At 61.1% G+C, this 18,998-nt stretch carries 20 protein-coding genes; 2 read left to right on the top strand and 18 right to left on the bottom strand.

The window, feature by feature from the left end; translation table 11 throughout:
* Positions 1-24: 24 nt before the first annotated feature.
* The 18 genes from rsgA to GNX18_RS17365 all read right to left on the bottom strand — a co-directional run bounded on the left by rsgA (position 25) and on the right by GNX18_RS17365 (position 15,905).
* Positions 25-1,152 (bottom strand): ribosome small subunit-dependent GTPase A, encoded by a 1,128-nt coding sequence (gene rsgA, locus GNX18_RS17450; protein ID WP_166219793.1) that lies wholly within the window; start codon positions 1,150-1,152, stop codon positions 25-27.
* Between the two features lie 690 nt (positions 1,153-1,842).
* On the bottom strand, positions 1,843-2,451 hold the full coding sequence (gene ribA / locus GNX18_RS17445) for a GTP cyclohydrolase II (protein ID WP_138235552.1): 609 nt from the start codon (positions 2,449-2,451) through the stop codon (positions 1,843-1,845).
* Between the two features lie 32 nt (positions 2,452-2,483).
* Positions 2,484-3,125, bottom strand: coding sequence for a TIGR02281 family clan AA aspartic protease (locus GNX18_RS17440; protein WP_166219791.1), 642 nt, complete (start codon positions 3,123-3,125; stop codon positions 2,484-2,486).
* A gap of 12 nt (positions 3,126-3,137) precedes the next feature.
* Positions 3,138-3,620, bottom strand: coding sequence for a phosphatidylglycerophosphatase A (locus tag GNX18_RS17435; protein WP_166219789.1), 483 nt, complete (start codon positions 3,618-3,620; stop codon positions 3,138-3,140).
* 21 nt (positions 3,621-3,641) lie between these two features.
* A complete protein-coding gene (gene thiL, locus GNX18_RS17430; RefSeq protein ID WP_166219787.1) occupies positions 3,642-4,625 on the bottom strand; it encodes a thiamine-phosphate kinase in 984 nt (327 codons plus the stop codon).
* A gap of 8 nt (positions 4,626-4,633) precedes the next feature.
* Positions 4,634-5,074 (bottom strand): transcription antitermination factor NusB, encoded by a 441-nt coding sequence (gene nusB / locus GNX18_RS17425; protein WP_138235556.1) that lies wholly within the window; start codon positions 5,072-5,074, stop codon positions 4,634-4,636.
* 16 nt (positions 5,075-5,090) lie between these two features.
* Positions 5,091-5,561 (bottom strand): 6,7-dimethyl-8-ribityllumazine synthase, encoded by a 471-nt coding sequence (gene ribE, locus GNX18_RS17420; protein WP_138235557.1) that lies wholly within the window; start codon positions 5,559-5,561, stop codon positions 5,091-5,093.
* A gap of 109 nt (positions 5,562-5,670) precedes the next feature.
* Complete coding sequence (gene ribBA, locus GNX18_RS17415) at positions 5,671-6,786, bottom strand: bifunctional 3,4-dihydroxy-2-butanone-4-phosphate synthase/GTP cyclohydrolase II (RefSeq protein WP_138235558.1); 1,116 nt, start codon at positions 6,784-6,786, stop codon at positions 5,671-5,673.
* Between the two features lie 123 nt (positions 6,787-6,909).
* Complete coding sequence (locus GNX18_RS17410) at positions 6,910-7,572, bottom strand: riboflavin synthase (protein WP_166219785.1); 663 nt, start codon at positions 7,570-7,572, stop codon at positions 6,910-6,912.
* Positions 7,573-7,726: 154 nt separating this feature from the next.
* A complete protein-coding gene (gene ribD / locus GNX18_RS17405; protein WP_166220745.1) occupies positions 7,727-8,836 on the bottom strand; it encodes a bifunctional diaminohydroxyphosphoribosylaminopyrimidine deaminase/5-amino-6-(5-phosphoribosylamino)uracil reductase RibD in 1,110 nt (369 codons plus the stop codon).
* A 14-nt stretch (positions 8,837-8,850) separates the two neighbouring features.
* Positions 8,851-9,327 carry a transcriptional regulator NrdR gene (nrdR, locus tag GNX18_RS17400; protein WP_138235560.1) on the bottom strand — a complete coding sequence of 159 codons (477 nt, stop codon included), beginning with the start codon at positions 9,325-9,327 and terminating at the stop codon, positions 8,851-8,853.
* Positions 9,328-9,472: 145 nt separating this feature from the next.
* Complete coding sequence (gene glyA / locus GNX18_RS17395; protein WP_138235561.1) at positions 9,473-10,735, bottom strand: serine hydroxymethyltransferase; 1,263 nt, start codon at positions 10,733-10,735, stop codon at positions 9,473-9,475.
* Positions 10,736-11,127: 392 nt separating this feature from the next.
* Entirely contained in the window at positions 11,128-11,910 is a 783-nt protein-coding gene (locus tag GNX18_RS17390; RefSeq protein ID WP_166219784.1) for a heme ABC transporter ATP-binding protein, read from the bottom strand.
* A gap of 10 nt (positions 11,911-11,920) precedes the next feature.
* On the bottom strand, positions 11,921-12,982 hold the full coding sequence (locus tag GNX18_RS17385) for an iron ABC transporter permease (protein WP_138235564.1): 1,062 nt from the start codon (positions 12,980-12,982) through the stop codon (positions 11,921-11,923).
* 122 nt (positions 12,983-13,104) lie between these two features.
* Positions 13,105-13,971: a hemin ABC transporter substrate-binding protein gene (locus tag GNX18_RS17380; protein WP_166219782.1), complete on the bottom strand. Its 867-nt coding sequence runs from the start codon at positions 13,969-13,971 to the stop codon at positions 13,105-13,107.
* 40 nt (positions 13,972-14,011) lie between these two features.
* Positions 14,012-14,452 carry a biopolymer transporter ExbD gene (locus GNX18_RS17375; protein WP_166219780.1) on the bottom strand — a complete coding sequence of 147 codons (441 nt, stop codon included), beginning with the start codon at positions 14,450-14,452 and terminating at the stop codon, positions 14,012-14,014.
* A complete protein-coding gene (locus GNX18_RS17370; RefSeq protein ID WP_166219778.1) occupies positions 14,449-15,138 on the bottom strand; it encodes a MotA/TolQ/ExbB proton channel family protein in 690 nt (229 codons plus the stop codon). Before GNX18_RS17370 ends, GNX18_RS17375 begins: the two co-directional genes overlap by 4 nt.
* A gap of 71 nt (positions 15,139-15,209) precedes the next feature.
* Entirely contained in the window at positions 15,210-15,905 is a 696-nt protein-coding gene (locus GNX18_RS17365) for an energy transducer TonB (RefSeq protein WP_166219776.1), read from the bottom strand.
* Between the two features lie 274 nt (positions 15,906-16,179).
* Here GNX18_RS17365 and GNX18_RS17360 point away from each other — a divergent pair, with 274 nt between their 5' ends.
* Positions 16,180-18,225: a TonB-dependent hemoglobin/transferrin/lactoferrin family receptor gene (locus GNX18_RS17360; protein ID WP_166219774.1), complete on the top strand. Its 2,046-nt coding sequence runs from the start codon at positions 16,180-16,182 to the stop codon at positions 18,223-18,225.
* A 250-nt stretch (positions 18,226-18,475) separates the two neighbouring features.
* Positions 18,476-18,988: a heme utilization cystosolic carrier protein HutX gene (gene hutX / locus GNX18_RS17355; protein ID WP_166219772.1), complete on the top strand. Its 513-nt coding sequence runs from the start codon at positions 18,476-18,478 to the stop codon at positions 18,986-18,988.
* Positions 18,989-18,998: the final 10 nt, after the last annotated feature.

Here is an 18,998-nt window from a genome sequence, read left to right as displayed (position 1 = left end):
TTGTGGACAGAATCAGAAAGGCCGTCAGATCCTGTTTTTGCGCGAGCGTGAATCTTTCAGCGCACTGTGCACCAATTGCGAAAAGGCACGCTCGTCTGCACGGGACTCCGCCAGCGTCTGGCTATTCCGCTTTACTTCCCGCTCCAGCTTGCGCCAGTTGCGCACCCGCCGCTCGTCCAGCTCTTCGGCATCCATCGCCGCACGCACGGCGCAGCCGGGTTCGGTCTGGTGGGCACAGTCGGCGAAGCGGCACTGAGTGGCAAGTTCGCTGATATCGGAAAACGCCGCCGCGAGCCCATCGCCAATATCGGCGAGGCCGAGCTCGCGCATACCCGGGCTGTCTAGCAGCAGTCCGCCGTCGGGAATGATATACAGCGCGCGATGGCGGGTGGTGTGGCGGCCCTTACTGTCGTCTTCGCGGATGCCGGCGGTGGCGGCAAGTTCGCTGCCGGCGAGACTGTTCAGCAGGGTGGACTTGCCGACCCCGGAGGAGCCGAGCAGCGCGAGGGTTTCACCGCTGCGGCAGTAATCCCGCAGGGGTTCGACGCTGGCACGGTCCAATGCATTGACCAGCACCACCGGCAAGTCGCGATAGCCTTTCAGGGCTTCGCGATACTGATCGTGTTCGCTCAAGAGGTCGGACTTGGTCAACACCACGCACGCACGGCAGCCGGCTTCCTTGACCAGCGCCAGATAGCGCTCGATACGCGAGAGATTGAAATCATCGTTGCAGGAAGTGACGATCAGCACATTGTCGATGTTCGCCGCAATCAGTTGCACCTGCTTCGCCCCCGGCGCCATGCGCCGGAACAGGCTGCTGCGTTCGAGGCGGCGGACCGGTTTACGGCTGTCGCGTTCGAGCAACAGCCAGTCGCCCACGGTCGGCTTCTCCAGCGCGTCGTCAAACAGCGGGCCATTGACCAGTATCACCTCGTCACCGCGCTCGCCGGAAACTTCGATCTGGCTGCGATGCACCGCCATCACCCGCAGCGGCTCACAATCCGTCAGCTCTTCCAGCGACAGCTGTTGCTGGAAGAACGGCTTCCAGCCCAGTGCGCGCAGTGGAGTTTCCGCGCTGACGACCTTTTCATGGCTGCCAGCGAAAGCACCGCGCCGGAAAGACGGGCGGCGTGAAATCAGGGATTTACTCAAGGTTCTGAACCCTCAAAAGTATCCTGCACGCTCAATGCGCAGGTACACATCATTCATACCCAAGTCTGGGCGCTTTCGGAAAGGGTTTCCAATGGAATGGGGAAACCCGACAAAAGAAAATTGCCGGGCGGAGGGCGATGTCAGTCGCGGCTGGCCCGACGGGGTTTGGATACAATCATCAACAATCCTCCGCTGGTAGAATTTTGCGCAATTTAGCAGCGTTTTACTTTACGAACAATAGATGCCGGACCTTGGTCGAACAAGGCGATGTGGGTTATATCGAAGGCAAAGCGCAGGCGGGATGGTTGCGGAACTGTCGCAAACAGGGACGTTTGCGACAGAGCGTACAGGGATGTATTCACAGCGGTTCCGAAACCATCCCGCCTGTGATTTGCCGCCACCACATTATTTGCGAAGTGCTACTGGCGGAGGCACGAAAACAAAAGCCGGCATTTAGCCGGCCTTGATATCGGATCGCTGTCAGTACATCACCTTTCTCGACTTCAAGCGCTCAGATAAGTTGAGTATAGACGCACTCTCTGATCCCGCCATTCCGTAAATGACTGTTTTGCTCTTCCCTGGCAATCCGCGGGATCAGCGCCTTGCTCCAGCACAGAATGGCGTTAATTGGTTTCTTGCAAGTGACACTCTTATGAAGGGTTTGTGACAGCGAAAACAGCCTGGGGCGCGTTACTTGTCGGAGTCCTCATCGTCCTCCAACAGATGCCCGAGCTTACCCTTCTTGGTGGACAGGTAATTCACATTGTGCGGGTTGCGACCCGACTGGTGCGGCAGGCGCTCGGTGACATTCACTCCGAGATCCTGCAGCGCCTTTACCTTGCGCGGATTGTTCGTCATCAGGCGGATAGACTTGATCCCCAGATGCTCGATCATCGGCTTCAGGATCGAGTAATCCCGCATATCCGCGCCAAAACCCAGCTGCTCGTTGGCCTCCACCGTATCCGCACCGCAGTCCTGCAGCTTGTAGGCGCGGATCTTATTCAACAAGCCGATACCGCGGCCCTCCTGCCGCAGGTAAAACACCGCACCGCGGCCTTCGGTGGCAATCCGGTGCAGCGCGTACTGCAACTGCGCGCCGCAATCGCAGCGCAGAGAGAACAGCGCGTCACCGGTCAGGCACTCGGAGTGAATGCGCGCCAGCACCGGTTCATCGGTGTCCAGGTCGCCCATGGACAGGACAACGTGTTCCTTGCCTGTCTCCACTTCCTCGAATCCGTGCATCTCGAACATGCCCCAGGAAGTGGGCAACTTGGAGGATTCCACATAGCGAATGGTCAAACCGATACCTCGCGATCCATCAATGTATGTCATCAATCGCGCGCGCGCAGCAGCAACAGGCCATCCTGTTGCTGCATATCCACACGGCTCAAAAAACTGTTACCCAGCAGAGTCACCCGGGGAAAATCATTGCCCAGCACCGTCGCATCCACATTGTGCACCGTGATGCCACCAATGGTGACGCTGCTCAGTTGCAGGCGGTAGGCCCGCTCCACGCCACTGGCGGTGGACACCGTCATCGGCTGCGCGCGGGCCAGATCCAGGCCGAGGCTTTTCGCGGTGGGATAATTGAACGCAATGCTGGTCGCGCCCGTATCTACCATCACCTCCACCCGGCGGCCATTGATCCAGGCGCTCGTGTTGTAGTGGCCGCGGCTATCCGCGCTCAGGCGGACTTCCGCGCGCTCCACCGAGGCATAGCTCGCCGCCACCGGCGCCGCCAATGTCAATTTTTGCTCGCGGCCATCGATCTGTACCAAGGCATAGTCACTGGTCACCGACTTCAGTGTTACGCCTTCCGGCGAGGTCTTGCCGGCTTTGAGCAACCGCTGCCTGCCGTCGATTTCGAACATGGCGCTGGTGCCGAAGATGGCCTGCAGTCGCACTTCCTGTGCGACGGAAAGCTGCGGCAGGACAGCCAGAAATAGTACGAGTAGCGGAAATCGGAATTTCATGGGCATCCGGCCTCAGAAAATCGTTAACAGATAAACCGTGCCCTGCAACACCAGCGCGGCGTAGATGCCGGCGAGTATATCGTCGAGCATGATGCCGAGACCACCATGTACGCGGCGGTCTGCCCAGCCAATGGGTTGAGGTTTGGCAATATCGAAAATCCGGAACAGCACAAAGCCGTACAGGGCCCAGAGCCAGCCTGCCGGCGCCATAAACATGGTGAGCCAGTAACCGACAAATTCGTCCCACACGATGCCGCCGTGATCGTGTACCCCGAGCTTCTGCGAGGCGGCACCGCACAGGTAGCAACCCAGGGCAAAAGTGATAACAAGCACCGCCAGATACAGTGCCGGCGTCAGGAGCTGCAGCCCGTACCAGAGCGGCACCGCGGCGAGGGTGCCGAAGGTGCCGGGGGCCTTTTTCGCGAGGCCGGAGCCGAAACCGAAGGCCAGAAACAACACCGGGCTGCGTATCAGCTGGGAAAACGTCGGGGTCATCTTGCTGTAATTCTCCACCGCTCAGAAGTGCCGGTAACCGTTGCCGCGGGCCTGCCAGGGCTCGCCGTTCAGCAGGCAGCGCACGCCCTTGTCCGCGGTCATGCGGCCAATAGCGGTAATCGGTAGTTGCAACGCCGCCAGCGCGGATAAATGTTTTTCCGGCACGGTAAAACAGAGTTGATAGTCGTCGCCGCCGGTGAGCGCGGTTTCCAGCGCGTCTCCGCCGTTTATTTCCGCTACGAGTTCCGCCTGCGGCAGCGTTTCCAGCTGCAGCTCGGCACCAAGTCCGCTAGCGCTGCAAATATGCGCGATATCGCCCAGCAATCCATCGGAAATATCCAGCGCCGCGCTGGCGTACTGGCCGATTGCTCGGGCGACGGCAAACTGCGGTTCGGGAAAATAATAGGCGGCATCCGCCCATTGTTGCTGCTGTTCGCTGCCGGTCACCTGCCCGAGCACGATGGGCAGTGCAGCGGCGGCCGCGCCGAGTTTGTTGGAGACAAATACCGTATCCCCTGCACTGGCGCCGTCGCGACGCAGAGGTTTTTCGCAGGCGCCGGTGACCTGGATGGTGATGGACAGCGGTCCCTTGGTAGTGTCGCCGCCGACGAGGGTAATGCCGAACCGTCGCGCTGTCTCCGCGAGCCCTCGCGCAAAGGGTTCCAGCCAATTCGGATCGCTTTGCGGCAAGGTGAGCGCCAGAGTAAACCACAGGGGATCGGCGTTCATCGCGGCGAGGTCAGAGAGGTTCACGCGCAGCGCGCGGCTGGCAATGCGGTAGGGGTCGGCGTGCGCGGGAAAATGCACGTCCGCCACCAGGGTATCCACGCTGGTGGCGAGCCGTTTGCCGGCGGGAGGAATCAGCAGGGCACAGTCATCGCCAATGCCGAGCTCCACACCTTGTTCGAACTCCGGGCCCACCGCCGCCGAGGCGGTCTCCGCGTCAGGCTGAAACCGGGAGGTAAAATACTCCCGAATCAGCTCGAATTCTCCGGGCCCGGCCATGGCGGGTGTCAGCCTTTATCGGCTTTGACTTCGACGCTGCGTTCTTTTGCCGCAACCTTGTCGAGAATGCCGTTGATAAATTTGAAGGCGTCGGTGGGGCCGAATTTCTTGGCCAGCGCAACGGCTTCGTTGATGACGACCTTGTAGGGTACGTCGACGCGGTTTTTCAGTTCGTAGGTGGACATGCGCAGTAGTGCGCGGGACACCGGGTCGAGTTCTTCCACGCTGCGGTCCAGATACTGCGCATAGGTGCCCTCGACGTCGTCGAGGTTTTTGGCCACGCCGTGGAACAGTTCGCGAAAGTAGGCCACGTCGGTTTTGCTCATGTCGTTGTCGGCATGAAACTCGGCTTCGATGGCATTGAGGCTGGCGCCGGCCATCTGCCACTGGTAAAGCGCCTGCATGGCGTAGTGACGGGCTTTGCGGCGGGCGGATGCGGTTACGGTCATTTCAGTCGTTTCTCAGTCAGATTTTGCCCAGCAGGGAAACCATTTCCAGGGCAGTTTCTGCGGCTTCGCAGCCTTTGTTGCCGGCTTTGGTGCCGGAGCGTTCGATAGCCTGTTCGATGGAGTCTACGGTCAGTACACCGAAGGTCACTGGGATGCCGGTGTTCATGGAGACCTGGGCGAGGCCTTTGGTGCATTCGCCGGCGACGTATTCGAAGTGCGGGGTGCCACCGCGGATAACGGCGCCAAGGGCGATAACGGCATCGAATTTTTTGGTTTCGGCAATTTTCTGTGCGGCCAGCGGGAATTCGAAGGCGCCTGGGGCGTAGTAGATGGTGATGTCTTCATCTTTAATGCCTTTGCGACGCAGGGTGTCCAGCGCGCCGTCTTTCAGGCTCTCCACTACGAAGCTGTTCCAGCGGCTTACCAGCAGTGCGAATTTGCCGGTGCAACCTACGAAATCCCCTTCGATGACTTTGATATTGCTCATGACGTTTTCCATTTAATTTTTTGTTGCCTTGTAGGAGCCTGCTTGCAGGCGAACGGTCCGTGCTCCGAATCTGTTCGCCTGCAGGCAGGCTCCTACAGGGTGCGGTTTGTTAGATCTCTTCCGCGTTCAGGTATTCCTCGACTTCGAGATCGAAGCCTGAGATTGCACTGAACTTGAACGGGGCGCTCATCAGGCGCATTTTGCGCACTTTCAGATCGCGCAAAATCTGCGAGCCGGTGCCAACCTGCTTGTATACCAGGTCCTGGCTCGGGCGCTGCTGCTTGCCGCTGATCAGCCAGTCGATGCTCTCTTCGATTTCATCGGTGGTTTCGTTGTGGCAGATCACCACGACCACGCCCTTGCCTTCCTGTGCGACTTTTTTCAGTGCGCTGCGGAAGGTCCAGGGGGCGTATTTCTCGTCGCCGCGACGAAGGCTGAACACATCGCGCAGGGTACTGGCGACGTGGACGCGCACCAGGGTCGGCTCTTCCGGTTTGAAATCGCCTAAATAGAACGCGAAGTGGCGTTCGCGACGGGCTTTGTCGAGGTAGGTGCGCAGTTTGAAGTCGCCGAATTCGGTATGCACCTTGCGCTCGTTGACGCATTCGACGGTTTTCTCGTTCAGCGCGCGGTAGTTGATCAGGTCGGCAATGGTGCCGATCTTGAGGTTATGCTGCTGCGCGAATTTTTCCAGGTCGGGACGGCGCGCCATGGTGCCGTCTTCGTTCATGATTTCTACGATGGCAGCGGCGGGTTCGAAGCCGGCAAGGCGCGAGAGGTCGCAGCCGGCTTCGGTGTGACCGGCGCGGCTGAGTACGCCGCCCGGCTGGGCCTTGATCGGGAAAATGTGGCCGGGTTGCACGATGTCGGACGGCTTGGCATTGCGGGCGACGGCGGCGCGAATGGTGCGCGCGCGGTCGGCGGCGGAGATGCCGGTGGTGACGCCTTCGGCGGCTTCGATGGAGACGGTGAAGGCGGTGTTGAACTGGGCGCCGTTTTCGCGTGACATAAGCGGCAGGTCGAGCTGCTTGCAACGCTCGGCGCTGAGGGTCAGGCAGATGAGACCGCGGGCGTGGGTGGCCATGAAGTTGATGTCTTCCGGGCGGACCTGCTCGGCGGCCATGACGAGATCGCCTTCGTTCTCGCGATCTTCGTCGTCCATCAGGATGACCATTTTGCCCTGGCGGATATCGTCGATCAGTTCTTCAACGCTGTTCAGTTCCATAACTCTCTCAAATCGTGTTTGGAAATTTTTTCAGCCACAATTTCTCGTAGGAGCCTGCTTGCAGGCGAACCTTTGTGGCACTGTTCGGTTCGCCTGCAGGCAGGCTCCTACAGGGTGCTTCGTTTAGGCCTTGTAAAACCCGTGTTGGGCCAGGAATTCCATGGTCAGGCCTTCGCTTTTGGGCTTGGCCGCGGCATCCCCCAAAAGTAGTCGCTCGAGGTAGCGCGCTATCAGGTCCACTTCCAGGTTCACCTTGGTGCCCGCCTGATAACCACCGATCACGGTTTCCGCGATGGTGTGGGGCACGATGGTGAGTTCGAATTCGGCACCGTCCACCGCATTTACCGTAAGGCTGGTGCCATCCACAGTGATGGAACCCTTGTGAGCGATGTATTTGGCCAGCTCATCCGGGGCGCGCAGACGGAACTGTTCGGCGCGGGCGGTGGTTTTGCGCCACACCACTTCACCGATACCGTCCACATGACCGCTCACCATATGCCCGCCCAGGCGGGTCTGGGGCGTCAAGGCCTTCTCCAGGTTGACCCGGTCGCCGAGCTTCCAGTTTTTCAGGGTCGCCACCGCCAGGGTTTCAGCGGATACGTCGGCCCAGTAGCCGTCGCCGGGCAGATCCACGACCGTCAGGCAGACGCCGTTGGTGGCGATGCTGTCGCCGAGTTTGACGTCGGTGAGATCCAGCTTGCCGGTATTCACGCGCAGGCGCAGGTCGCCGCCTTTGGGCTGCAGCGCGGTGATGGTGCCAACCGCTTCAATGATTCCAGTAAACAACCCGGGCACTCCTAAAAATTGTCTTTTCCCGCGAGGGCGTCGTCAGCTCCGTGCTCGGATCCTCATGTATTCATATACATTCCGGTCCTGCGCGCGGGGCTTTCCAGCCTCACGCGAAAATCCTGCTTTTTAGAAGCACCCTCGCGCCTATCAGTCACCGCTCAATATCCGTGGTGGCGGTGATGCGCCAGTCGTGGCCGACCGCGCGCATGTCGGTAATGGTGATGGGCAGCATCGAGCCCATGCGTTCGATCGGCAGTTCAAACAGCGGCCGGGCGCTGGAGCCGAGAATCTTGGGGGCCATGTAGACGATGATTTCATCCACATGCCCCTGGTACATGAAGGCACCGGATAGGGTCGCGCCGCTCTCGATCAGCACTTCATTGCACTCGCGGCGCGCGAGCTCCTTTAACAGTGCGCCCAGATGTACGCGGCCGTCTTTGTCCGCGTCCAGTACCAGCACTTCGGCGCCACTCTTCTGCAGCCGCGCGCGGCGCTCCGGGTCCGATGCCTCAGTAGTGACCACCAATGTGGGGGCGTCGCCCTGCAATATAAAGGCCTTGGCCGGGGTGCGCAGTTTGCTGTCCACCACCACTCGCAGTGGTTGTTTGTGTGCCGCAGCGGCGGCTTCCTCCGCCGGCAGGCCCATCTCTTCCGGACGCAGGTTCATGTTTGGGTTGTCGTGGCGGACAGTATCAACGCCGGTGACGATGGCGCAGCTGCGTGCCCGCAGGCGCTGCACGTCGGCGCGCGCGGCGGGGCCGGTGACCCACTTGGATTCGCCACTGGCCATGGCGGTGCGGCCGTCGATGCTCATGGCGGACTTGCAGCGCACCAGCGGCAGACCGAGGGTCATGCGCTTGATAAACCCGGGATTCAGCGCGCGACAGGATTCTTCCAGCAACGGGCCTTCGACTTCAATGCCCGCATCGCGCAGTTTCTGTAACCCATTGCCACCCACGGTGGGGTTCGGGTCTTCCATGCCGTAAACGACTTTGGCGACACCGGCGGCAATCAGGGCATCGGCGCAGGGGCCGGTCTTGCCACGGTGACTGCAGGGTTCCAGGGTCACGTAGGCGATCTTGCCGCGCGCCTTCTCGCCCGCGTCCTTCAGCGCCTCCACTTCCGCGTGGCCTTCGCCCGCGCGTTTGTGCCAGCCTTCACCCACGATATTGCCTGCGCTGTCGGCAATCACGCAGCCGACGCGGGGGTTGGGCATGGTGGTATAAAGGCCGCGCTCGGCCAGCTGGATGGCGCGGGCCATCAGTTCACGAGGGCTCACCCGCGCTCCTCGCTCTTGGCCTTGCGGGTATTGAGGCGTTCGATCTCATCACTGAAGTCGCTGACGTCCTCGAACCGGCGATAAACGGAGGCAAAGCGCACGAACGCCACCTGATCCAGTTCCCGCAGCTGTTCCATGACCAGTTCGCCGATATGCATGGCGGGCAATTCGCGCTCGCCGGTGGCCTGCAGGGCGTGCTTGATCTGGGCGACGGCGGCTTCCACCCGTTCAGTGCTGACCGGGCGTTTCTCCACGGCGCGCTGGATGCCGGCGCGGAGCTTGTCTTCGTTGAAGGGCTCGCGCTGGCCGTTCTGCTTGACCACGCGCGGCAGCAGCAGCTCGGCGGTCTCGAAGGTGGTGAAGCGCTCGTGGCACTGCAGGCATTCGCGACGGCGCCGCACCTGATCGCCATCGGCGACGAGGCGTGAGTCTACGACTTTGGTTTCTTCTGCGCTGCAGAATGGACAGTGCATGAGGAGTGAGCCCTTTGGAAAATGGGCGGCAGTTTACCACACACGTGGCCATTGACCGCATTTCAGGCGATCTTGCGCCGCACGCGCCAGCTGCAAACAGAAACGGCCCCAAGTGGGGCCGTTGTCTGCAGCGAATCGCGGGCGATTACTTGTAGACGGGGAAGCGGGCGCAGATTTCCAACACCTTCCCTTTCACGTCGGCGATGGTAGCCTCGGCGTTGCCCTTCTCCAGCGCGTCGAGGATGTCGCAGATCCAGTGGGTGAGCTGCTTGGTCTCTTCCACGCCGAAACCGCGGGTGGTGATGGCCGGAGTGCCCACGCGCAGGCCGCTGGTGATGAACGGGGAGCGCGGGTCGTTGGGAACGGCGTTCTTGTTCACGGTGATGTTGGCGTTGCCCAAGGCCTCGTCCGCGTCCTTACCGGTGTATTCCTTGCCGATCAGGTCCACCAGCATCAGATGGTCGTCGGTGCCACCGGACACGATGTTGATGCCGCGATCCAGGAAGGTGGCCGCCATGGCGCGCGCGTTCTCCACCACTTTCTTCTGGTAGGCCTTGTACTCGGGGCTCATGGCTTCCTTGAAGGAAACCGCTTTGGCCGCGATCACGTGCATCAGCGGGCCACCCTGGCCGCCCGGGAATACCGCGCTGTTCAGCTTCTTCTCGATCTCTTCGTTGGCCTTGGCCAGGATAATGCCGCCGCGGGGACCGCGCAGGGTCTTGTGGGTGGTGGAGGTCACCACATCCGCGTGAGGGATCGGCGACGGGTAGACACCCGCAGCCACGAGGCCCGCCACGTGGGCCATGTCCACCATCAGGTAGGCGCCCACCTTGTCGGCGATGGTGCGGAACTTGGCCCAGTCCATGATGCGGCTGTAGGCGGAGAAGCCGGCCACGATCATCTTCGGCTTGTGCTCCAGCGCCAGGCGCTCCACTTCCTCGTAATCCACTTCGCCGGTTTCCGGGTTCAGGCCGTACTGCACGGCGTTGTAGATTTTGCCGGAGAAGTTGACCTTGGCACCGTGGGTCAGGTGGCCGCCGTGGGCCAGGCTCATACCCAGCACGGTGTCGCCGGGGGCGCACAGGGCCTGGTACACCGCGGCGTTGGCCTGGGAACCGGAGTGCGGCTGGACGTTGGCGTAGTCGGCACCGAACAGCTCTTTGGCGCGCTCGATGGCCAGCGCTTCCACCTTGTCGACGTATTCACAGCCGCCGTAGTAGCGCTTGCCCGGGTAGCCTTCGGCGTACTTGTTGGTCAGGCTGGTGCCCTGGGCTTCCATGACAGCCGGGCTGGTGTAGTTTTCCGAGGCAATCAGCTCGATGTGTTCTTCCTGGCGGCGATTCTCTTCCTGAATCGCGCTCCAGATGTCGGCGTCGTAGGAGGCGAGAGTGACTGATTTATCAAACATGGTAATCCCTCGGATAAGGCGCAGATCGCGCAAGCATAATCTCGGCAAGGGCATTTACCGACCCGTTTGTGACCGGCCCGCCCCAGAAAGCGGCGCATTGTACACCAAGGGGTAGCCCGCAGTGCAAAGGATGCATGTGAAACAAATTCAATTCAGCGCCGGGTTTTGTTCATGTTCGATGGCAGGAGGATATAGCCGAGTTGAGCGGCGGCGGCGTTACCGGGTACAGCCTGGTGAGACACGCCGTGAACACATCCATGGCGGGCTCTTCCGCGAGGTAACCCGGCCGCTGCATGTATTCGCGGCGCCTTCGGCCCCTCTCGCGGAAGGTCTCACCAGGCTGTACCCGGCATCGCCACCTTTGCGGAAAGTCCGAGCGTCGAATGAACTGGTCAAAGCAGCGCGCGGTAGCCAGCCACATCCACCAGCTGTCCGCGGTAGCCGTAAACCTGCTCTACCAGTTCCGGCTGCAGCAGCTCCGCCGGGTTACCGTCGGCCTGTACCTGACCATTGGCCAGCATCACCAATCGATCGGCATAGCGGGCGGCGAGGTTGAGGTCGTGGAGCACGGTGACCACTGCGGTATTGTCGCCGGCCACCTCGCGGGCGAGCGCCAACACGTTGTGCTGGTGTTTGAGGTCGAGGGCGGAAGTGGGCTCGTCCAGCAGCAGGATTTTTTTGTCGCCGGCGTCGGCAAGGCTCAGTTGTGACAGCACCCGTGCCAGCTGTACCCGCTGCTTTTCCCCGCCGGAGAGACTGGGGAAAAGCCGGTCGCGAAGGTGCCACACGTCGGCGCGCTGCATGAAGTGCGCGATGCGCTCTTCCTGCTCCGCGCGCGACAGGCTGCCGGGGGCAAGGCCCAACTGCACCACTTCGCCACAGGTAAACGCAAAATTTAGGTTCGAGTGCTGTGGCAGCAGGCCGTAGCGCCGCGCCAGTGCGCGGTGATCATTCTGGCTGCGGTACCAGTCCGCCTGCGGGCGGCCGAACAATTGGATGTTGCCGCGGTAATCCAGTTCGCCGCTGATGGCGCGCAGCAAAGAGGTCTTGCCGCAACCATTGGGCCCGAGCAGCGCGGTGACTTCACCGCAGGCAAAGCCGAGGGAAATGTGTTCCAGCAGCGGCGCGGTCGCGCGGGGATATTGGATGGTGAGGTCGGTGACTTCGAGCAACACGGTTGTCCCCTCAGAATATCTGCTGGCGCTGCTGCCACAGCAGGTAAATGAAGAAGGGCGCACCCAACAATGCGGTGATGATACCCACCGGCATTTCCGCCGGCGCCACCAAGGTGCGCGCCACGGTATCCGCGAGCACCAGCAGCAGACCGCCGGCGAGAACACTATAGGGAAGCAGATAACGATGGTCGGGCCCGCGCAGCAGGCGAATGGTATGCGGGACGACAAGGCCAATAAAGCCGATCATCCCAGCCGCAGAAACCGCAGCCCCCATGGCAATGGCGGTCAATACGATCATCAGTTGCTTGAGCCGCACTACATCCACCCCCAGATGGCGGGCTTCGGATTCTCCCAGCAGCAGCGCATTCAGCGCCGGAGCGCGCCGCCACAATAACGCGCCGCCAATCATCAGGACCAATGCAGACACGGCCACCGTTCCCCAGGTAGCACCGCCGAGGGTACCCATTTGCCACAGGGTGATATCCCGCAAGGCGCGGTCATCTGCCACATAATTGAGCAGGCCGATCGCCGCGCCCGCCAACGCATTAATCGCAACACCGGCCAGCAACATCATTACCACCGACTTGCCGCGATCGCCGAGACGATATACCAGCCAGGTAGACAGCGCCCCGCCGAGGCTGGCCGCAAGCGGCAACAGAAACCATTGCAGGTCCTTGAATATGCCACCGGCAAATGTGGTCAGCGCGGCACCGCTGGCAAATACCAGCACAAACGCGGCCCCCACACCGGCCCCAGCAGAAACACCGATAATTCCCGGGTCTGCCAGCGGGTTGCGGAACAACCCCTGCATAACCGCACCGCAGAGTCCCAGGGTGCCACCTACCATCAACCCCATTACGAGTCGCGGCAGCCGGATTTCACCCAGCACCAATGCGTATTGCTCGGGCACATCCAGCTCAAGAAAACCGGGCCAACTCCAGTGGATCAGGCCTGCCAGCACATCCCGCCAGCCGATGGTCATGGCGCCCACAGCAAGGGAGACACAGCTGCCAAGCAGCAGCAGTGCGACCAGTGCGGGCAGCAGGCTTTTATCACTCAGACGGAATTCCAACGGCGGGTTACCTCAAGAACGGGCGCGGATTTTTTGTAGGAGCCTGCCTGCAGGCGAACGTGCAGCACCGATGCACCGCGATTCGCCTGCAGGCAGGCTCCTACAGGAATATGCTCTTTCGATCATTTAGCAACGAATTTTTCGTTCAGCTTTTTCGCCTCTTTGAGGCTGGCGAGGCCAATCCCCCCCAGCAGTGCATAACCGTCCACGGAATAAAAAGCACTGCGCTTGCCCGCCGGGGTCAGTTTTAGTAGCGGCTGCCACTGCAGCAACTCGGCACCACCGTTCAGCTGCTCCGCCTGATCGCTGGAAAACAGAATCCAGTCCGGGCGCAGCTCCACCAGTGCCTCATCCGACAGTTGTTTATACCCTTCAAACGCCACCGCATTCACACCGCCGGCGAGGCGGATCAGGCTGTCGGGGCTGGTGCCCGTGCCTGCGGCCTTTAGCCCGCGCCCCTGCTGTGCACGCACGAACAAAATGCGCGGCGGTTGCGCCAGCGCGGCCCGCGCCGCAGTAAGTGCCCGCAACTGCGCCTGCACGGATTGCTTGATGGCCGCCGCCGGCTTGTCCAGCTCCTGTGCTAGCCGATCAATATTGCGAAGCAGCTCCTCCCCGCTCCCGGCCTCAGGCAGTTGCAGGATTTTTACGCCTGAATCCTGCAGGAGTTTCAGGGTAGTCGCCGGCCCCATGTGATCGCCCCCCACTAGCAACTGCGGGTTCTGCGCCAGCAGCCCCTCCACCGGTAACTGGCGGTAGTACCCCACCACCGGCAGCGGGCGGAACTCCGCTGGTAGGCGGGTGGAGGAATCCACCGCGATCAGGCTGTCGCCGCCGCCGAGTGCCAACACCAGTTCGGTGATGGAGTGGCCGGCACTGATCACCCGCTCAGGTGCCGCGGCGGCGGCAGCCCCGGTGAATACCAGCGCGGCGGCCGAGAAAAAGCAACAGAGTGCACGCGTCAGCGGCTGGAGGTTTGAAAGCGTCATAGTTCGAGTCCCGTCGATAAACATGGGGGTTGCGGATTACTTACCGTGCATCGGCCGCGCGGGGGTGTAGGGCGATTTCCGCCACTTCCACCCCTTGCTTCTGCAGCAGCGCAAACAGATCCAGCATGCGCTGCACCGGCACATTGCGATCGGAAGCCAGCGCCACCGGGCGCGCAGGCTCCGCCACCAATGCCGCCAGCAGCGCCTGCTCAAAATCCACCTGATTACTGTAGCCACGATCGTTGATACCCCACAGGTCGGGGCCGCGGTTTGACAGCGAGACAGTGAGCGGGTCCGTCGGCATCGACGAAGCGGCATGCTCGCTCGCCGGCAAATCCATCGGCAGCGATGGCAGACGCATATTTGCGGTGAGCAACAGGAACACCAGCACAATAAAAATTATGTCCAGCAGCGGTGTCAGGTCCGGCGCCAGGTTGGCAAGAGAAAACGCCCGCTCGCCCGGGGGATTGATATTGATCATCGCGCCGGCACCGCAAGATTCACCGGCGCACGCGTGCAGGAATCCGGGGTTTTACAGCAGGGGTCCACCCCCTCGAGCCACAGATTGCCGCGATTGAACAGATGCTCGAGATCCGCCACCACCCGGTCACTCCAGATCGCCAACAGGTGCGCGCCCGCGATGGCCGGCAGCGCCACGATCAGACCGGCCGCAGTGGTACTGAGCGCCATACCGAGGCCATCCGCCAACAGTGCCGGCGTCACCGGTTCATTGCTGCCAGAAAGACCGGCGAACATCCCGATCAATCCCAGCACTGTACCCAGTAGCCCCAGCAGCGGACTGATGATGCCGATCACCATCAACAGACGCAGGCCGCTGTGTAGCTGGCGGCGCTGATCCTGCAGCCACACCGCTGCGATTTCCTCGCGCTGCGGCTTGTCCATATGGCGGTGCTGCAGCAACAGCGCGATGGCGCGGCTCGCCAGTGCGCGCTCCTGTTCACACTGCTGTGCCAGCTGGTCCAGGCCGGATTCCTCGGTGCACTGCAGGCGCTTGAACGAGCCGCTGATACCACGGTGTGCGGTGCCCAACAGCAGCCACAGGCGCTCCCCCAGCAGCGCCAACGCCAACGCCGACACCAGCAGCAGCGGCCAGCCCACAGGGCCGAGCTGGGAAAAAAGTTCAGACCAGGTTTGATGCTCGAACATGTCGCTCTCTTGTGTTGACGGTGCCACTGCCTTTCAAGCGGCCACGCGATAACGCAGCACCGATGTATTCCCTACAGCGAAAAGCGGATCGGTAACTGCACGCGCGCAAGGCGCGCACGGCCGTCTTCCCGGTAGGGCAGGAACTCCCACTTTGCCACCGCGGTTAACGCCGCCTGGTCGAGACTGTCGACACCGGACGACTGCAACAACCGCCGCATCAGCTGCGCCCCGGTATGATCGAGCTGCACCTCCACCACTACGGTGCCCTGCTGACGGCGCTGGCGTGCCAGCTCCGGATACACCGGCGCGCCGGGCGGGTGGGCGAAAACCGGCCGCTCCACCAGCACCGGCTCTTCACTCACGTTTCGCTGGGCGCTTTGCGGGACCGGGGCCGCAGCAACATTAGCCTGCGCTTTCACAGCGGAATCTGTTTTGCTCCCGGACGTTGAATCCCGCTGTGCGGCAACCTCTTCATTCGCCACCGGTGCCTTTTGTTCCGGCGCTTTCCCGTCCAGTGTCTTCACCGGTTCTTTGTTGCCCCGCTCTTTTTTTGGCGCGGGAACCTCAACCGCTTGCTGCTCGGCAAGCCTTTCCACCGGTTGGGATTCGGTTTCTTGTTCCTGCGTTTCCGCCGCGAGTTTCAGCTGCCCCAACTTCAGCGCCACCGTGCCAGATGGCGCCCGCACCTCCTGTGCCGGTGCCGCCCACAACAGCCACGCGTGCAGCGCAAGGGAGCAGACGACCATCACTGTCAGGCGCAATTTCACGCGCAACCCTCATTCGCATCCGCAGACGCCATAGAAATTCAATGTGAAGTAATCCGGGGCGAACAGGTACGAGCGCCCCAGTTAGTGAACTACGGCAGCGAGCCTAGCAATTTGCCAATTTTTTATCAAATGATAATTGTTTGCATTTACAATCAGATCCTCAATTACTACCATTCGCCGCAACCGTACCAACCGCCAGCCACAGAAAAAATCGGCGGCCACGGAAACAATCGCACACCAAGAATGGACAATTTCCAGAAAGGGGACACCTTCCATGGGCCAAATCAAGACTTTTACTCTCAACCCTCTGGCCGCCACGGTACTGGCGCTGAGCGCCAGCGGTGTCGCAGCGCAGACCGCCGACAGCGGGCAACCGATCATCCAGTTCGGTGAAGTGGTGGTGGCCGCCGACCGCAACCCGTCGGCAAAAGAGAAAGACCCCAGCACGGTGGTGGTGGAGCGTGTACAACTGGAAGAGCAGCAGCCGGAATCCATTGCCCAGGCGCTGAAATACGAACCGAACGTGCAGGTGGAAGGCGGCCCCCGCTACTCCAACCAGTCCCCGAATATCCGCGGCCTGTCCGGTCTGCGCGTCCTGCAGACCATCGACGGCGCGCGCCAGAACTTCAATTCCGGGCACCGCGGTACCTACCAACTGGACCCGGAACTGCTGAAGCAGGTGGAAGTGAAAAAAGGCCCGGCCTCCAGCCTGTGGGGCTCCGGCGCCGTCGGCGGCGTGGTGGCGATGACCACCAAAAGCTCCGCCGACCTGCTGAAAAGTGGCGATACGTTTGGTGGCTATCTGAAACAGGAATTCGGCAGCAATGGCGATTCCTCCGAGACCACCGCCGCGATCTATGGACTGTCTGGCCGCTTTGATTATTTAGTGAATGGCAGCGTTGCCGATCACGACAACCTGGAAATCGGCGGCGGCGAAGAACTGGAAAACAGCGCCAGCGAAAACACCGCCCTGCTCGCCCGGGCCGGCTTCCAGCTGAGCGACAACCAGCGCTTCGACATTTCCTTCCGCCACAACAACCGTGAGGAGGGTGTGCCCTCCAACCCCAACAGCAATGTGGGCGCCCGCTCGCCGCTGGTGGAGCGCGATATCACCGACCAGAATGTGACCGCCAACTACCTGCTGCAAGCACTGGAAGGCAAACACACGTCAAAGTTCACGCTGTACCGAAACGACACCCAGTTCGACGAGTTCCGTCCGACACAGGGTGAGGGGCAACAGGACAACACCGAAGTACAGACAACCGGTATCGCCCTCACCAATTCTACTGACTGGGCCACCGACGGTTTCGGTGGCCAATGGATTTACGGTCTCGACTGGTATCAGGACGATGTGACCACGGTGCGCGACGGCGATAATCGCCCCGCCAACCTGAACGCCGACACCGACGTATTGGGCCTTTACGCCCAGGCCGACTTCACCTTCGCCGACGTCTTCACCCTGACCCCCGGCGTACGCTACGACCGCTTTGAAGCCAAGAGCCAGCAACTGGCGGACTCCGCCCGCGACGACAGCGCAGTGTCGCCATCCCTCACCGCAGCGGTGAAAGCCAGCGACTGGATGACCCTGACCGCCAGCTACGCCAAGGCCTTCCGCGCACCGGGGGTGGAAGAGATGTACACCCAGGGCACGCACTTCTGCTACTTCGGCCCCTTCTGTAACACCTTTATCCCCAATCCGGATCTGGAAGCAGAGGAGGCCCGCAATACCGAGCTGCGTGCGGACTTCGCCTTCCGCGGCCTCGTCAACAGCAACGACGAGCTGACCGCCAGCGCTGCGGTATTCCGCAACAAGGTGGACAATTTTATTGAGCAGTTGGTGGTGAATCCCCACGCCACAATGGGCTTCCCCATGAATACCACGTACCAGAACGTGGACGAAGCGGAGCTGAAGGGGTTTGAACTCGGCGCCAATTATCTGGTGAACGATCTGGCGCTGGGCCTCTCCTACGGCCAGACCGAGGGCCGCGATCTCTCCGACGACAGCTACCTGAGCAATATTCCGGCAGACAAGTGGGTACTGGACCTGGGCTATTACTTCCTGCAGCGCGACCTGAAGGCGGGCCTGCGCACCTCGATGGTTTCCGCGCAGGAGCAACTGCCGGAATCCGAGACCCGCGAGTTCGACAGCTACACCCTGGCTGACGCCTACGTGACCTGGGAGCCGGCCACCGGCAGCCTGAACGGCCTGAAACTGGCCCTGGCGCTGGACAATCTGGCAGACGAGGAATACCGCGTGGCCTTCCAGGAACTGTATATGCCGGGCCGCAACATTAAACTGTCCGCGAGCTACCGCTTCTAAATTCAGCACAGGATTTAGCACGACCTGAGCGGCCCCAGGGGGAATGTTCCGGCAAACGATTGCCGACAGGTTGTTTGCCGGAACATTACCGCTGGGGCCGCGCTGCTACGGAGCTCCACTACAAGTGAACTCCGTAGCCCGCCGAAGCAGTGGTGGCCATTGCGCAAACAACCTGTCGGCAATCGTTTGCGCAATGGCCACCACTGCTTCGGCTGGTTTGGTGGTTACTGAAATAGTTTTGGAATTGCTTATGCAAGAGCAGATAAAAGAATTACTCGACAGTGAATCCGGCTACACGCTGGAACAGATGGCGGACAAGCTCGACACCAGTGTGCGCGAGATCATCGCCCAGTTACCCGCGGAGATGGCCTCGCTCGCTGGTGGTGAATACGTCTGGAGTTTGATTGAAGAACTGCCCAGCTGGGGCAAGGTCACCACCATCGTGCAAAGCGAGGGGTCGGTATTCGAGTTCAAGGGCGAGTTCCCCAAGGGCAACATTGCCCATGGCTACTACAACTTCATGCACCACAAAAGTCCCTTCCATGGCCACCTGCTGGTGGACGGCATTGTGGAAGTGGCCTTTGTGAGCAAGCCCCACCGCGGCGCGGAGAGCCATTCCATGGTGTTTCTCGCGCCCAGTGGCAACTGTGTCTTCAAGGTATTTCTGGGCCGGGATACACAGCGCCAGCTGATTCCGGAACAGGTAGCGCGTTTCAAACAGTTAAAGCAGCAGCTGGCAACCGCCGGCACTGCACATTCCTGAGGGGGAATCT

This window comes from Microbulbifer sp. SH-1, assembly GCF_011326135.1.
Lineage (GTDB): Bacteria > Pseudomonadota > Gammaproteobacteria > Pseudomonadales > Cellvibrionaceae > Microbulbifer > Microbulbifer harenosus.
The sequence above is the reverse complement of the archived record's forward strand: the minus strand, read 5'-3'. Positions and strand labels throughout refer to the sequence as shown.

Coding starts and splice junctions, on each gene's coding strand:
- nrdR (WP_138235560.1), bottom strand. CDS start 9,327: ATGCACTGTCCATTCTGCAGCGCAGAAGAAACCAAAGTCGTAGACTCA.
- ribD (WP_166220745.1), bottom strand. CDS start 8,836: ATGGCCCGCGCCATCCAGCTGGCCGAGCGCGGCCTTTATACCACCATG.
- hutX (WP_166219772.1), top strand. CDS start 18,476: ATGCAAGAGCAGATAAAAGAATTACTCGACAGTGAATCCGGCTACACG.
- GNX18_RS17360 (WP_166219774.1), top strand. CDS start 16,180: ATGGGCCAAATCAAGACTTTTACTCTCAACCCTCTGGCCGCCACGGTA.
- GNX18_RS17435 (WP_166219789.1), bottom strand. CDS start 3,620: ATGACCCCGACGTTTTCCCAGCTGATACGCAGCCCGGTGTTGTTTCTG.
- GNX18_RS17370 (WP_166219778.1), bottom strand. CDS start 15,138: ATGTTCGAGCATCAAACCTGGTCTGAACTTTTTTCCCAGCTCGGCCCT.
- GNX18_RS17380 (WP_166219782.1), bottom strand. CDS start 13,971: ATGACGCTTTCAAACCTCCAGCCGCTGACGCGTGCACTCTGTTGCTTT.
- ribBA (WP_138235558.1), bottom strand. CDS start 6,786: ATGGAACTGAACAGCGTTGAAGAACTGATCGACGATATCCGCCAGGGC.
- GNX18_RS17440 (WP_166219791.1), bottom strand. CDS start 3,125: ATGAAATTCCGATTTCCGCTACTCGTACTATTTCTGGCTGTCCTGCCG.
- ribE (WP_138235557.1), bottom strand. CDS start 5,561: ATGAGCAATATCAAAGTCATCGAAGGGGATTTCGTAGGTTGCACCGGC.
- glyA (WP_138235561.1), bottom strand. CDS start 10,735: ATGTTTGATAAATCAGTCACTCTCGCCTCCTACGACGCCGACATCTGG.
- nusB (WP_138235556.1), bottom strand. CDS start 5,074: ATGACCGTAACCGCATCCGCCCGCCGCAAAGCCCGTCACTACGCCATG.
- GNX18_RS17375 (WP_166219780.1), bottom strand. CDS start 14,452: ATGATCAATATCAATCCCCCGGGCGAGCGGGCGTTTTCTCTTGCCAAC.
- thiL (WP_166219787.1), bottom strand. CDS start 4,625: ATGGCCGGGCCCGGAGAATTCGAGCTGATTCGGGAGTATTTTACCTCC.